The sequence below is a fragment of the Streptomyces sp. JJ36 genome, from assembly GCF_021696945.1.
Classification (GTDB): Bacteria; Actinomycetota; Actinomycetes; order Streptomycetales; family Streptomycetaceae; genus Streptomyces.
Genome location: NZ_JACYHE010000107.1, coordinates 1 through 14,044 on the forward strand (window position 1 = coordinate 1; position 14,044 = coordinate 14,044).

9 protein-coding genes and 1 pseudogene are annotated in these 14,044 nt (G+C 75.0%); 3 read left to right on the top strand and 7 right to left on the bottom strand.

The genetic code is table 11. The features are described from left to right. From HOY81_RS25490 to HOY81_RS25515, 6 genes and pseudogenes are all read right to left on the bottom strand, one after another. Positions 1–733: pseudogene (locus tag HOY81_RS25490) on the bottom strand (hypothetical protein); the annotation flags it as partial. A 116-nt stretch (positions 734–849) separates the two neighbouring features. Beyond that, on the bottom strand, positions 850–1,812 hold the full coding sequence (locus tag HOY81_RS25495) for a carbohydrate ABC transporter permease (protein WP_237323063.1): 963 nt from the start codon (positions 1,810–1,812) through the stop codon (positions 850–852). Next, the gene (locus HOY81_RS25500; protein WP_237323070.1) at positions 1,809–3,086 is read right to left on the bottom strand and encodes a carbohydrate ABC transporter permease; all 1,278 of its coding nucleotides are present in this window, start codon (positions 3,084–3,086) and stop codon (positions 1,809–1,811) included. Before HOY81_RS25500 ends, HOY81_RS25495 begins: the two co-directional genes overlap by 4 nt. 164 nt (positions 3,087–3,250) lie before the next feature. Beyond that, positions 3,251–4,663: an ABC transporter substrate-binding protein gene (locus HOY81_RS25505; RefSeq protein ID WP_237323064.1), complete on the bottom strand. Its 1,413-nt coding sequence runs from the start codon at positions 4,661–4,663 to the stop codon at positions 3,251–3,253. Between the two features lie 64 nt (positions 4,664–4,727). Then, entirely contained in the window at positions 4,728–6,398 is a 1,671-nt protein-coding gene (locus HOY81_RS25510) for a glycoside hydrolase family 13 protein (protein ID WP_237323065.1), read from the bottom strand. A gap of 280 nt (positions 6,399–6,678) precedes the next feature. After that, entirely contained in the window at positions 6,679–7,941 is a 1,263-nt protein-coding gene (locus HOY81_RS25515) for an ABC transporter substrate-binding protein (RefSeq protein ID WP_237323066.1), read from the bottom strand. A 206-nt stretch (positions 7,942–8,147) separates the two neighbouring features. Here HOY81_RS25515 and HOY81_RS25520 point away from each other — a divergent pair, with 206 nt between their 5' ends. The 3 genes from HOY81_RS25520 to HOY81_RS25530 are packed head-to-tail and all read left to right on the top strand — an operon-like array spanning position 8,148 to position 11,847. Continuing rightward, entirely contained in the window at positions 8,148–8,654 is a 507-nt protein-coding gene (locus tag HOY81_RS25520) for a PadR family transcriptional regulator (RefSeq protein ID WP_237323067.1), read from the top strand. Next, positions 8,651–9,439 (top strand): ABC transporter ATP-binding protein, encoded by a 789-nt coding sequence (locus tag HOY81_RS25525; RefSeq protein WP_237323068.1) that lies wholly within the window; start codon positions 8,651–8,653, stop codon positions 9,437–9,439. Before HOY81_RS25520 ends, HOY81_RS25525 begins: the two co-directional genes overlap by 4 nt. Further along, positions 9,436–11,847: an FtsX-like permease family protein gene (locus HOY81_RS25530; RefSeq protein ID WP_237323069.1), complete on the top strand. Its 2,412-nt coding sequence runs from the start codon at positions 9,436–9,438 to the stop codon at positions 11,845–11,847. Before HOY81_RS25525 ends, HOY81_RS25530 begins: the two co-directional genes overlap by 4 nt. 211 nt (positions 11,848–12,058) lie before the next feature. Here HOY81_RS25530 and HOY81_RS25535 read toward each other — a convergent pair. After that, positions 12,059–14,044, bottom strand: a 1,986-nt coding sequence (locus HOY81_RS25535; RefSeq protein ID WP_272893296.1) for an FtsK/SpoIIIE domain-containing protein, incomplete at its 5' end; no start/stop codon positions are given.

Sequence of the window (14,044 nt, forward strand, 5' to 3'; positions counted from 1 at the left end):
GGTGGCCGGGGGCGGGCCACCGGAGCAGCGCCACCCCGCAGGGCGCCACTCCGGTCAGCGCGAAGACGCCCGCCGCCCGCAGTGCGGCGGCGGCCGGCGCCCGGCGGAGCAGCACGGCGGCCAGCAGCGCCCCGGGGGCGACGAGCGCGGTCGCGGCCACCGGCAACGGCGCGGGCAGTGGGCCCGGCAGTACGGGGCCGCCCCGCCCGGCGAGGGCCGCGGCGCTCCCGGCGAGCGTGGCGAGCGCCGTGCAGAGCCCGGCGGCGAGCGCGGTTGCCGGGTGGGCCAGCCGGCCCCGTACGGCGGCCCCGGCCAGCGCCCGGATCAGCAGCGCCACGGCCACCGCGTGCAGGGCGCCGTAGGGGCCGGGGAAGAGCCCGCCGGTGACCGGCGGGAGGAGGGCGGAGACGGCGGCCGCCGCCAGCGCCACCGGCCAGGCGCGGCGCGGGCCCAGCAGGGCCCGGGCGGTGCCGCCGACCGCGTACAGCAGCAGGGCGGTGCAGGCCAGGGCGGGCAGGGCGGGGTGAGGGAGGAAGAGGGGAGCGGCGCCGGGCCAGGCGGTTTCCGGGCCGGTGTCCGCGGCGGCGAGCCGTACGGCCACCGCCGCGGTGCCGGCCGCCACCGCGGCGGGCACCGCGCCGGGGCGCCGGAACCGGGCGCGGTGGCCGGTGCGGAGGGTCCGGGAAGGCCCGGCGGGCGGCGCCGGACGGGCCGCGGCTGCGGAATCGTTCATGCCCGGCCCAACTGGACGGGGGAGGGCAGGTTACTCTCCCCGACCTGCCCTCCCCCGTGCTGGTGAGCCCGTCCGAACAGGCGACGGGCCCGGTCTGCTGGGTGTCCTCCGTCCGGCTACTTCACCGCCCCGGCCATCACGCCGGAGACGAACTGCCGCTGGAAGGCGAAGAACACCGCGAGCGGGATCACCATCGAGATGAAGGCGCCGGGCGCCAGCACGTCGATGTTGTTGCCGAACTGCCGCACCTGCTGCTGGAGCGCCACGGTGATCGGCGGCGAACCGGAGTCCGCGAAGATCAGCGCGACCAGCATGTCGTTCCACACCCACAGGAACTGGAAGATGCCCAGCGAGGCGATGGCGGGCCCGCCCAGCGGGAGCACCACCCGGGTGAAGAGCCGGATCTCCCCGGCACCGTCCAGCCGGGCCGCCTCCAGCAGCTCCCGCGGGATCTCCAGGAAGAAGTTCCGCAGCAGGAAGACCGCGAACGGCAGCCCGAAGGCGGTGTGGAAGAGGATCACGCCCGGCGCGGTCTCGAAGATCCCCAGGGTGTTGAAGAGCTTCGCCACCGGGATCAGCGCCACCTGGACGGGCACCACCAGCAGCCCGACGACCACCAGGAACCACCAGTCCCGGCCGGGGAAGTCCAGCCAGGCGAAGGCGTAGCCCGCGAGCGAGCCCAGCAGCACCACCAGCGCGGTGGACGGCACGGTGATGCCGACGGTCACCCACAGCGAGTCGATGATCGCGTCGTTCGCGAACAGCGCGTCGTAGTTGGCGACGGTGAGCTGCCCGGGGTCGGTGAAGACCGTCCACCAGCCGGACGAGGCGATGTCCGCCGAGTCGCGGAAGGAGGAGCCGAGCAGTCCGGCCGCCGGCATCAGCCAGAAGAGCGCGATCACCACCAGCACCACCCGGACGAGGGTGCCACCGGTGAGTGCGGTGAGCCGCGAGCCGAGGGTGCGGCGGGGGTCCCGGGCCGTTCCCGCCTTCGGGTCCGGCGTGGGGGTGGCGGCCGGACGCGCTCCGGCGCTCCCCGCCTGCGGTTCGGCGGACGGGGCGGGTGTCGGGGCGCTCATCGGTTCTCCCTCCGCAGTCGGCGGATGTTGACCACCATCACCGGCACGACCAGCAGCAGCAGGAGCACGGCGAACGCGCTGCCGACACCCTGGTTCGTGTTGGTGCCGAAGGACACCAGATAGAGCTGGAGGGCCAGCACGCTGGCGTCGTCCTGGGTGGCGCTGGGCGCGATGATGTAGACGAGGTCGAAGATCTTCAGCACGTTGATCATCAACGTCACCAGCACCACCGCGAGTACGGGCGCCAGCAGCGGCACCGTGACCCTGCGGAAGACCTGCCACTCGCTGGCGCCGTCCACCCGGGCGGCCTCCAGGATCTCCCGGGGCACCCCGGCCAGCCCGGCCGCGATGAGGACCATGGCGAAGCCCGCCCACATCCAGACGTAGCTGGCGATGATGGCCGGGGTCACCAGCGCGGGCCCCAGCCAGTCGACGCCGTTGTACGCCTCGGCGAAGTTCGACGCCGGAAGCCGGAGCGTGGCGCCGTCCGCCGCGGCCGGCAGCGTGTAGGTGCCGTCCTCGGCGGTGGTCGCCGAGCCGACGACCTCGCCGTCCTTGACGGCCTCCACCCGCACCCCGGCGAGTGCCTTCTCGCCCTCGTCGATGCGGCCCGGTTCACCGCCGCCGCCCTGGGAGAAGTCCAGCCACACCGTGCCGGTGACCTCCCCGCCGGAGCCGGGTTCGGCGGCCTTCGCCGGTGCGGCGCCGGCCACGTCCTGCGGCGGCACGCCGACCAGCGGCAGGTTCGCCGGGTCGGCGGCGTCCACGGCAGACCCGGTGGCGAACGCGCCGCCGCCGGCCGCGGTCAGCTCCGAGTCCGGCCGTGGCCGGGCCCCGGGCCACGCGGAGGCCTCCGTGAAGGTGTCGTGGACGCCCGTCCAGACGGCGTTGGCGACGCCCCGGTCCGGGTCCGCCTCGTACACCAGCCGGAAGATGATGCCGACGGCCAGCATGGAGATCGCCATCGGCATGAAGACGATCAGCTTGAACGCGGTGCCGAACCGGATCCGGTCCGTGAGCACCGCGAAGATCAGGCCGAGCGCGGTGGCGATGGAGGGTGCGACGATCACCCAGATCAGGGAGTTCTGGACGGCCTTGAGGTTGTCCTCGTCGGTGAAGACCTCGGCGTAGTTGTCCAGGCCCACGAATCCCGAGCCGGCCGCGTCGAAGAGGCTGCGCCAGACCGAGTAGCCGATGGGATAGACGACCAGGGCGCCCAGCACCAGCAACGCCGGCAGCAGGAAGGCCAGCGCCACCCACGGGCGGGCCCGCATCACGGTGGCGGGCCCGCCGGAGCCCTTGCGTGCCGGGCCGCCGTCGCCGGCGGGGGAGCCGGAGGTCTGCGGAGTGCCGTGGTCTCCGGCCTCCCCCTTGGCGACGGGTGTGCCCGGGCCGCCCGCGGTTGCGTGCGACGACATGAAGCTCCTGCCCCCGTCCGTCAGTTGCCGAAGGCCTGGGCGGCGGCGTCCTCGAGCGCACGCTGCGCGCCCTCGACGTCGTCCGGCTTCTTCAGGAAGTCCTGGAGGGCCTTCCACTCGCCCTCGCCCTTGGTGCCGCCGAACGCCGCGGGCGCCTGGTCGGACATGTCGAACCGGAAGTCGTCACCGGCCGCGATCAGCGCCTCGGCGATCTTCCGCTGCACGTCGTCCGGGTAGACCTCGGTGTCCAGCCCCTTGTTGGGGGAGACAAAGCCGCCCTGCTCGGCCATGATGGCCGCGGCGTCGGTGGAGGCGAGGAAGGTCATCAGGGCCTTGCCGCCCTTGCTGTCCTTCAGCCGCACCGCCGCGTCGCCGCCGGTGACCACCGGGGACTCGTCCCCGACCGCCGGGAACGGGAAGACCTTGGCGTCCTCGCCGATCTTCGCCTCGGTGTCGTTCTTGATGTTGACGCCGACGAAGTCGCCCTCGAAGACCACGGCGGCCTTGGGCGCCTCGGTGTCGGAGAAGGTCTGGGTGACGGACTCCGGGAAGGCCGTCTGCAGCGCGCCGTCGTTCCCGCCGACCAGGAGCTGGTCCTTGCCGAAGAGCTCGCCCAGGGTGGTGAGCGCCTTCTTCACGGACGGGTCGGTCCACTTGATCTCGTGCGCGGCCAGCTGGTCGTACTTCTCCGGCCCGGCCTGCGAGAGGTAGATGTTCTCGAACCAGTCGGTGAGGGTCCAGCCGTCCGCGCCGCCGACCGAGACCGGCTCGACGCCGGAGTCCGCGATGGTCTGGGCGTTCTGCAGGAACTCGTCCCAGGTCTTGGCCTCGCCGACGCCGGCGTTCTCGAAGGCCGTGGTGTTGTACCACATCAGCGACTTGTTGGCGGCCTTGAAGTAGACGCCGTACTGCTTGCCGCCGACCGCGCCGAGGTCCTGCCAGCCCTGCGCGTAGTTCTTCTCGAGCTGCTTCTGCGTCTCGGGAGTGACCGGCTTCAGCCAGCCCTTCTCGGCGAACTGCTTCACCACGCCGACCTGGGCCACCATCGCCACGTCCGGCGGCGCCCCGCCCTCCACCTTGGAGCCGATGAAGGTGGCCACGTTGTCGCCGGACGGCACGAACTCCACCTCGGCGCCGGTGCGCTTCTCGAACTCCGCCAGGACCTTCTCGAAGTTCTTCTGCTCGGGGCCGGTCCAGACGGCGGAGATCTGCACCGTCTCGCCGTCGAGCTTCGGGAGGTCCACGGTGGACTTGGCGTCCGGGGCGGAGCCGCCCTCCGTGTCCTCGCCGTCGCCGCCGCCACAGGCCGCGGTCAGCGACAGCGCGAGTGCCGCGGCCACCGCGGCGGCGGCCCGGGTGGTACGGCCGCGACGGGCCGGTGAGCCCGCCGCGGTGCCGAGGGCGGCTGCCGCGGCTGCTGTACGTCGTGTCATCTGCCTGTTCCTTCCGAAGGGGGGCGAGGGGGCGGCACCCGGGGTGGTGCCGCGGGTCCGGCCGTCAGGTGGTGCTCAGGTCGCTGATCCACCAGGCGGCGGTGGAGCCGGGGAGTTCCGGGCCCGGGCAGGGGCCGCTGGCCAGCAGCGGCGGTCCGGTGACGGGCGCCGGGGCCGGGGAGGTGGTGAAGTTGATCGCGCAGACCAGCCCGTCGCCGCGGACGAAGGCCAGCACGCCGGGCGGCGAGTCCAGCCAGCGCAGCTCGCCGCCGCCGAGCTGGGGCAGGCCGCGGCGCAGGTGCAGCGCCTCGCGGTAGAGGTGCCAGAACGAGCCGGGGTCGGCCTGCGCCCGGTCGGTCGCGTGCTCGGCGAACCACTCCGGCTGCGGCAGCCACGGCCGGGCGCCCTCGATGCCGGAGGTGAAGCCGAACGGTGAGGCGTGCCCGGACCAGGGCAGCGGCACCCGGCAGCCGTCCCGCACCCGGCTGCGGTTGCCGGTGGCGCGGAAGATGGGGTCGGTGAGGGTGTCGTCCGGCAGGTCCAGCACCTCGGGCAGTCCCAGCTCCTCGCCCTGGTATACGTAGGCGGAGCCGGGCAGGGCCAGCATGAGCAGGGCGGCCGCGCGGGCCCGTTCGGAGCCCAGGCCGGTGCCCTCGTTGCCGGGCTCCCCGGCGTACCGGGTGACCGAGCGCACCTGGTCGTGGTTGTTCAGCACCCAGGTGGTGGTGGAGCCGGTGCCCGCGATGTCCCGCATGGCCTCGGAGATGGACTTGCGGAAGGCGTCGGCGTCCCAGGGCGCGCTCAGCAGGTCGAAGAAGAACGCCTGGTGCAGCTCGTCGGGACGGATGTAGCGGGCGTGCTCGCGTGCGGTGGGCACCGACACCTCGCCGACCAGCAGCCGGTCGTGGCCGTCCCGTGCGGTGTACTCCTCGCACACCGCCCGCCAGCGGCGCCACACGTCGTGCACCTCCGGCTGGTTCCAGGCGAGCGGGTTGACCGAGTCCCGGGCCCGCTCGTCGGCCTGCGGGTCCGGGGAGTCCGGCAGCGCCGGGTGCTTGAAGAGGCCCGCGGCCACGTCGATGCGGAAGCCGTCGATGCCCCGGTCCAGCCAGAAGCGGAGTACCTCGTCGAAGGCCTCCGCGGTCGCCGGGTTCCGCCAGTTGAGGTCCGGCTGCGCCGGGGTGAAGAGGTGCAGGTACCACTGGCCCGGGGCGCCGTCCGGCTCGGTGATCCGGCTCCAGGCCGGGCCGCCGAACATCGCGCGCCAGTTGTTGGGCGGCAGTTCGCCGTGCTCGCCGCGGCCGTCGGCGAAGTGGAACCGGGCGCGGGAGGCGCTGCCGGGACCGTCGGTCAGGGCCTTGCGGAACCACGGGTGCTCGCTGGAGCAGTGGTTCGGCACGATGTCCAGCAGGATCCGCATGCCCAGCCGCCGGGCGTCGGTCACCAGCCGGTCGAAGGTGTCCAGGTCGCCGTAGACCGGGTCGACGTCGCAGTAGTCGGCGACGTCGTAGCCGTGGTCGTGCTGGGGGGAGGGGTAGAAGGGGCTCAGCCAGACGCCGTCCACGCCCAGCTTCTTCAGATAGGGCAGCCCCTGGCGCACGCCGTGCAGATCACCGATCCCGTCGCCGGTGCTGTCCAGGAAGCTGCGGACGTACACCTGGTAGATCACCGCGTCGCGCCACCAGTCGTCGGTGGGGCGGAGCGAGAGGCCGTTCCCGGCCGGGGCTGCCAACATCGTTCGTCGACCTGTTCCTTGCGTCTTCCGGTTGGTGCACACAGGCCCGGCCCCGGGGGGCGCGGATTGCATGCATGTTAAGTAAGGCTGCGTGGAAGGTGTCAACGAATGCGCAGAAGGCCGGGGCAGTTGTCCGGATATGCCCGGGTCATCGTGATGTCCCTGCTACCTAACAGGAAACTGTGGTGCTCTTGGGTCCCGCCCGGACCGTGCGGCGCACCGGCCGCCCGCGCCCCGCATGCCGCGGCCGGCACGCCCGTCCCGACCGCCCGCGCCCCCCTCAGTCGCGGCGGGCGATGGCCGTCAGCTCGCGCTCCAGCCGCGCGACCGCCTGCCCCGGCGTCTGCCGCTGCGCCAGCACGTCGTGCGCCACCGCCTGCACCGCGAGGCTCACCTGGTCGTACCGCGGGCTCTTGGGGCGCGGCTCGGCCGCCATGATGCTCCGCCGCAGCGTCGGCAGATAGGGGTGGTCCCGGACGAGTTCCGGGTCCCGGTAGAGATCCGCGCGCACCGGCGGCAGCGCGCCCTCCGTCAGCACCCGGCGCTGCACCCGTTCGCTGGTGAGATACGCGATCAGCCGGTTCGCGGACTCCCGGTGCCGCGAGTCCGCGTTCACGGCCAGGTTGGAGCCGCCGAGCACGCTCGTCCCCGGCCCCTCGGGCCCCGGCAGCCGTACGGCGCCGAAGTCCCCGGCGACCCGGGAGTCCTCACCGCCGGCCATGGCGTAGACGTACGGCCAGTTCCGCAGGAAGAGATAGCGGCCCTGCTGGAACGCCTCCCGCGACTCCTCCTCCTTGAAGCGCAGCGCCTCGGGCGGTATCCAGCCCTCCCGCACCCCGCGGGAGAGGAAGGCCAGCGCCTGCCGTGCGTCACCGTCGACCGTCACCCGCGCGCCCTCGTCGCCGAGCAGCCGGCCGCCGGCCGACCGCACCGCCTCCGTGACGTTGGCGGTCAGCCCCTCGTACGGCAGGAACTGGCCGGCGTACCCCTCCAGGCCGTACTCCGGGGCCAGGGTGCGCGCCTGCCGGGCCAGCTCCTCCCAGGTGCGCGGCGGGCGCTCGCCCGCCTTCTCCAGGACGTCCTTGCGGTAGTAGAGCAGGCCGGCGTTGGTCACGTACGGGACCGCGTACAGCCGGCTGTCGAAGGTGGCCGTGTCCAGCACCGGCTGCAGGAAGCTGTCCAGCGGGAAGCGGGAACGGTCCAGCGGGGCGATCCAGCCCGCGGCCGCGAACTCCGGCGTCCACGCCACGTCGATGTTGAGGATGTCGTAGCGGCCCCGGCCGGAGCGGAGCTCGGTGATCATCTGCGAGCGGGTCTCGTCCGCCGAGTCGGGCAGCTCGACCAGGGTGACCTTCTCCCGCGGGTGCCGGGCGTTCCAGTCGGCCAGCAGCGGACCCAGATACTGGGTGAGGTCCCCGGCCGTGACCAGCGTCATCGGGCCCCGGCCGCCCGGCTCGGCCTGCCGCGGCCCGACGCCCGCATAGCCGGCCACGAGCACCGCCAGCACCAGAAGACCCCGGCCGGCGGCCGTCATCCACCGCATGCGCGCCTCCCGGTCCTCATCAGCGGCTTCCTTGCCCCCGCATCCGGGCCTCATATATACCCGTTAGGCATGGGCGATACTAGGTCCCGTCCACCCGGAAGGGACCCGGGGGCCGAGGAGGGGGCGGACGGCTGCGGCGCCACCGTCCACCCACCCGGCCACCCGCGCTCGCCGCGCGCATGAGAGCAGGAGGAGGAGAGCGCGTTTTGCGTCTGCCGCTCCTGGCCCTCCTGGCCCGCGGCCCGGCCCACGGTTACGAGCTCAAGCAGGACCTTGAGAAGCTGCTGGGCGGCGCGTACCCTCAGCCCAACGTCGGCCAGGTGTACGTCACCCTCGGGCGTCTCGAGAAGGCCGGGCTGATCGAGGGCGAGGACGTGGAGCAGGCCGACCGCCCCAACAAGCGCACCTACCGGCTCACCGAGGCGGGCCGGGAGACCGTGCTCGGCTGGTTCGAGACCACGACGGACGAGCCGCGGATCCGCGACGAGTTCTTCATGAAGCTCGCCCTGGCCCGGCACACCGGCATGGCCGACCAGATCACACTGATCAACAAGCAGCGGCGCCAGTACCTCAACACCATGCGTGAACTGTCGAAACTGGGAGCGGCCGAGGACCCGGACAACCGGATCGCCCAGCTACTGGTCGAGGGCGCCGTGCTGCACCTGCAGGCGGACCTCGACTGGCTGGAGCGCTGCCAGGAGGAGCTGGAATGACTGCCCGTACGAGCGCCGGCGACCCCGCGGCCCCGGCGGGCGAGCCCATCGTCCGTGCCGAGGGCCTCGCCAAGACGCACCACGGCGAGGGCGCTCCGGTGCACGCCGTGCGCGGCGTCGACCTGCGGGTCGAGCGCGGCGAGTTCGTCGCCGTCACCGGCCCCTCCGGCGCCGGCAAGTCCACGCTCCTGCATCTCCTCGGCGGGCTCCAGCGCCCCGACGCCGGCAGCATATGGATCGACGGACGCCGCATGGACGGCCTCAGCGAGGCCCGCTGGGCGGTGCTCCGGCGCAGCGGCATCGGCATCGTCTTCCAGTTCTTCAACCTGGTCTCCAACCTCACCGTCGCGGACAACATCGAACTGCCCGCGCTGCTCGCCGGCACGGCCCCGCGCCAGGCCCGCGCCGCCCGCGACGAACTCCTGGAGGAGCTGCGCCTCACCGGCAAGGAGCGGGCCATGCCCGGCGAGCTCTCCGGCGGCGAACAGCAGCGGGTCGCCCTCGCCCGCGCCCTCGTCAACCACCCCTCGCTGCTGCTCGCCGACGAGCCGGCCGGCAGTCTGGACAGCAAGGGCACCCGCGAGGTCCTGCGCCTGCTCACCCGCTTCCACCAGCGCGGCCAGACGATCCTCATGGTCACCCACGACGCCCGGATGGCGAGCGCCGCGGACCGGGTGATCAGCTTCTTCGACGGCCGCATCGCCGACGACGCCGACCTGAGCGCCGGCGACCGGCCCGCCCGGCGCGCCCCCGACGTCTCCCGCGTGCTGGAACTCGGTTCATGAACGTCCGCCCGACGCTGCGCTGGGCCCACGCCGACCTGCGGGCGCACCGCGGGCAGGCGGTCTTCAGCGTGCTCACCACCGCCGGGGTCATCGCCTCGCTGCTGCTGGCCGCCGCCCTCTTCAGCTATGCCACCAACCCCTGGGAACGCATCTTCAGCCAGACCCGGGGCGCCCACGTGTGGGTGCACACCCTCGCCGGGACCGAACTCGGCAAGGTCTCCCGGCTGGACGGCGTGGAGGGCGTCTCCGGCCCGTACCCCACCGCCCGTACCACCGCGGGGTCCCGCGGCGTACGGGCCGCCGTCGAGCTCCGCGGCGCCGAAGAGCGCCGGCCGGACGTCGGGCGGCCACAGCTCGTCTCCGGGACCTGGCTCGACCCGGACGAGCCCCGGGGCGTCGTCCTGGAGAGCTCACTGGCGCAGGCCCTGTGGGCGGAGCCGGGCGACACGCTCACCCTGCCCGGTGGGCCCGGGGACGGCGAGCAGGGCGGCGACCGGCTGACGGTGCTGGGCGTCGCCGAGACCGCCGAGCTCCACTACCGGGCCGGCGAACAGCCCGGCATCGGCTGGGTGCTGCCCGGGACGCTCGACGGCACCGTCCCCAGCCCCACCGGGCAGACCGTCGGGCTCCGCCTCGACGAACCCCGGGACACCGACTTCCTCGTCCAGCGCGCCGTCACCCTGCTCGGCGCCGACCAGGTCACCCAGGTCACCAAGTGGCAGCAGGCCCGCGCCGACGCCGAGGACGGCTACCGGCTGCTCGGACTCGTCTTCGGGCTCTTCGGGCTCGGCGCGCTGCTGACCGTGGCGCTCGTGGCCTCCGGCGCCATCAGCACCCGGGTGCGCGGCCAGCTCCGCGACATCTCCGTGCTCAAGGCCATCGGCTTCACCCCCGGCCAGGTCGTCCGGGTCTTCCTGGTCCAGCACCTCGCCCTGGCCCTGCTCGCCGTGGCGCTCGGCACCACCGGCATCCTCGCCCTCGGCGCCCGCATCCCCGGCCGCATCGGCGAGGCCGTCGCCGTCTGGCAGGAACTGCCCGGGCACCTCATCCTGCTGCTCGGCATCCCGCTCGGCGCGCTGCTGCTCATCGCGCTGACCACCACGCTGGCCGCCTGGCGGGCCGGGCGCGTCCCGCCGGTGCCCGCGGCACGGGCGGCGCTGCCCGCCGTCGGGCCGATGTCCCGGCTGGCCCGCCGCGCCATGGGCCTCACCCTCTCCTCCACCCTGGTGCTCGGCTGGCGCGGCGCCTTCCCGCGGCGCGCCCGTGCGCTGACGGCCGTGGTCCGGCTGACCGTGCCGCTCATGCTGATCACCGTCGCGCTGAGCGTCTGGACCACCATGGACAGGTTCCAGAACAGTCCGGGGGAGATCGGGCTGCCCGCCGCGCTCTCCGCCCGCGCCGCCCCCGCCGGGCACGGCCAGGAGGCCGGCCCGGACGGCGGGGACCTCGCGGCGGCCGACATGCAGCGGCTGCTCGGCGACCACCCCGACGTCGCCGCCGTCCATCCCGGCGCCGAGGTCGCCGCCCTGGTGCCCGGACAGACCGGCACCATCACCCTGCGCGGGCTCGGCACCCGGGCCGACCCCTACCCCTTCACCCTCGCCGAGGGCCGCCGCCCCACCGGCCCGGACGAGGCGGTCGCCGGGCAGGGCCTGCTCGACCTGCTCCAGCTCGACGTCGGCGACTGGGTGCGGATGACCGTCGAGGGGCGGCCGCAGATCCTGCACATCGTCGGCCGCAGCATCGAGCCGCAGGAGGAGGGACGGGTCATCTCCACCACGCTGGACACCCTGCGGGAACGCGCCCTCCTCCCCGGTGAGCCCGGGGGCCCCGCCGGGAGACCCGGCGCGGGCGCCCCGGGGCTGCGGCCGGACTTCTCCCTCATCGTGCTCCGCGAGGGCGCCGACCCCCGTGAGGTCAGCTCCGCGCTGGCCGAACGCGTGGACGGCGGCCTGGAGATCTCCGAGGTGCCCAACCCCACGGACGGGCTGACACCCGCCCGCTGGGGCATCGCCGGGCTGGTGGCCGTGCTCGCCCTGATCGGGCTGATGGAGCTGCTGACCTCCATCGGCGCCTTCGTCCGCGACCGCTCCCGGGACCTGCTGGCGCTGCGCGCCATCGGACTGGCGCCCCGGCAGATCAGCGGGGTGATCGTGGCGTCGACCGGCTTCGTCGCGCTGGCGGCGGCCGTCGCGGGCACCGGGCTCGGGGTGCTGGTGAGCGACTGGCTGATCGACACCCAGGGCCGGCTCAGCGGGATCGGCGCCGGGATCGCCCGGGTGCCGCCCGCCTGGGTCCTGGTGGCGCTGGCCGCGGCGGCGGTGCTGGGCGCCGTGGCGGCGGCCGTCCTCCCGGGGGCACGCGTCGCCCGCCGCCGCCTCGCCGACTCGCTCAGCGAGACCCTCTGACCGGCGCCCGCCGCGCCCTCCGGACGTGTCGCGGGCGCGAGGCGGGGTGGTGCGGTGCCGCGGTCGGCCGGTGCCGTGCCGGGCGGTTGCTGAGCAGGGCAGGGCCGGGCATGACGGTGCGGTGCTGAGCAGGGCCGGCTGAGCAGGGCAGGGCTGAGCAGTGCAGAGCATGCCGGTGCAGGCACGTGCAGATCAGGGCCGGGCCGCGCGGTCAGAGCGTGCTGCGGGAGCGGCCCGGCTCCGTCCCCCTGCCGCGCTCCCGGCCGCCGCCCGGCGTCCGCACCGCCCGCTCCATCGCACTGGCCAGCAGCGCCAGGTCCGTCGGGCCGTTACCCAGCTCGCGCACCGGGCGCCGGGCCGGCGGATCCCCCGCACGGGCCCAGTCCAGGGCGACCACGGTGGGCCGCTGGGTCGCCGTCCGCGGAATGCGTCCGGTGACCCGTGCCGCCTGGAACGCCGTACGGGAGCCGTCCGGCAGCAGCACCGTGCCCCGCCCGGGCAGCGGCTCCTCGCCGTCCCGCCCGGACAGCTCCACCCGTATCGCCGCGTCCCGCACCGCCGCCGTCCCCGCCGTACGGTCCGGGCGACCGGAGGACGTGACCAGGTGCACGCCGAGCTGTGCCCCGTCCCGCGCCACCGCTTCGAGGGCCCGCAGCACCGAACCGGCCGCCGGACGCCCCGGATGGCCGAGCGCGGGGTCGACGAGCGTGTCCAGGTCGTCGACGACGACCACCAGGCGCCGCGGCTCCGCGGCCGCCGGCACGGACCCGCCCGCGGCGACCGCCCGCTCCGCACGCCGTTTCAGCTCCTCCGTGAGGGACTGGGCGAACTCCCGCAGCCGGCGCGGATCACCCCCGGCCACCTGCCTCTCGACATGCGGCAGGTCGGCGCAGACCGCCAGCCCCCCGCCGCGGCGCTCCGGCTCGCCGTCGAGCAGCCAGAGACCCAGCCGCTCCGGGCGGTCGGCCGCGGCGAGCGACGCCGTCAGCGAACACAGCAGCTCGGTCTTGCCCGTGCCCGGCGGACCGGCGGCATGGGCGTGCCCGCCCCCGGCGCCGAGCACGGCCTCCACCGGGCCGCGCGGCCCGGCGCCGAGCAGCAACGGCGGGCCGGCGTCGGCGCCCGGGTGCGCCCGGTCCGCCCAGCGGGCCAGCACGGCCGTCGGGGTCGCCCGGGCCAGGCCAAGTTCGTCCAGGAGTCGGCAGCTCTCCGGCAGCGGGACGGCGGGCCGTCGCGCCCGTGTGCCCGGAGCCCGGCCGGGGACCTCCGACTCCCGCAGCGGCGCCAGGGCCCGCGCCACACGCTCCGCCCAGGCCGCCGAGACGCCGTCCACCGCGGCCGGCGGAGAGCCGGTGGCCGGAGCGGCGCCCTCCGGTGCGGGTCCCGGCGGCAGCACCCGGACGGCCGTGGCCACGGCGCCGCTGAGCAGGGCCCGCACCCCGCAGACGCGGAACGGGGGAGCGGCCTCACCCGCCGCCTGCGCGGAAGCGGCCAGCGGCGAGGCCGGGGTCGCCGAGGGGGCCTCGGCGAGGCTCAGCACATGGACGCCGGCCGCCCCGCCCTCGGCCGCCAGCCGGGCGACGGCCTCCCGCGGCCCGGCGGCGCCCGGGTCGCCGTCCACCACCAGCAGCGTCCGGGGACACGGCAGGTCGTCACCGGCCGCGGAGCCCGGCGCGGGCCCGGCCTCGTCGAGCCGGCGGATCAGCTCCGCCGTACGGGCGGCCGCCTGGTCGCGGTCGTAGGCGAGGAGCAGCCGGCAGTCCTGGCCGTGGGCCGGACGGACGTGCGGCAGCCAGCCCAGCCACCCCCACTCCGCGGTGCGGGCCTCCAGCGGGCGGGAGCCGTCCGCCGCGAGCAGCACGATCTCCAGTGCGCTCGGTGGATGCAGCACGGCGAGCTGGGCCAGTACGGAGCGGGCGAGGGCGGCGAGCCGGGCCCGCGGCCCGGCCAGTCCGAGGGAGCCTGCGGCGGCGAGCCGCACGGTGACCGGCGTGCCGGGGCCGTCGCTCCGGTGCGCGTTGCCGAGCCGCACGGTCAGCGCCTCGGGGTGACCGGGGCCGCGGTGCCACAGCTCCGGGCCCGGGCCGAGCGCGGTGAGGAGCACCCCGGCCGGGTCCGGTCCGCAGTCCTCCCCGCCGGCCGGCGGGTGCGCCCGGCCGGCGCCGGTGCCGGGAGCGGGGCCCGGCCCGGCGGCCGT

What these genes read in the sequence shown, in the direction of transcription:
- HOY81_RS25525 (WP_237323068.1), top strand. Translation starts at nt 8,651, where the DNA reads ATGACTGCCCGTACGAGCGCCGGCGACCCCGCGGCCCCGGCGGGCGAG.
- HOY81_RS25510 (WP_237323065.1), bottom strand. Translation starts at nt 6,398, where the DNA reads ATGTTGGCAGCCCCGGCCGGGAACGGCCTCTCGCTCCGCCCCACCGAC.
- HOY81_RS25505 (WP_237323064.1), bottom strand. Translation starts at nt 4,663, where the DNA reads ATGACACGACGTACAGCAGCCGCGGCAGCCGCCCTCGGCACCGCGGCG.
- HOY81_RS25530 (WP_237323069.1), top strand. Translation starts at nt 9,436, where the DNA reads ATGAACGTCCGCCCGACGCTGCGCTGGGCCCACGCCGACCTGCGGGCG.
- HOY81_RS25515 (WP_237323066.1), bottom strand. Translation starts at nt 7,941, where the DNA reads ATGCGGTGGATGACGGCCGCCGGCCGGGGTCTTCTGGTGCTGGCGGTG.
- HOY81_RS25495 (WP_237323063.1), bottom strand. Translation starts at nt 1,812, where the DNA reads ATGAGCGCCCCGACACCCGCCCCGTCCGCCGAACCGCAGGCGGGGAGC.
- HOY81_RS25500 (WP_237323070.1), bottom strand. Translation starts at nt 3,086, where the DNA reads ATGCGGGCCCGCCCGTGGGTGGCGCTGGCCTTCCTGCTGCCGGCGTTG.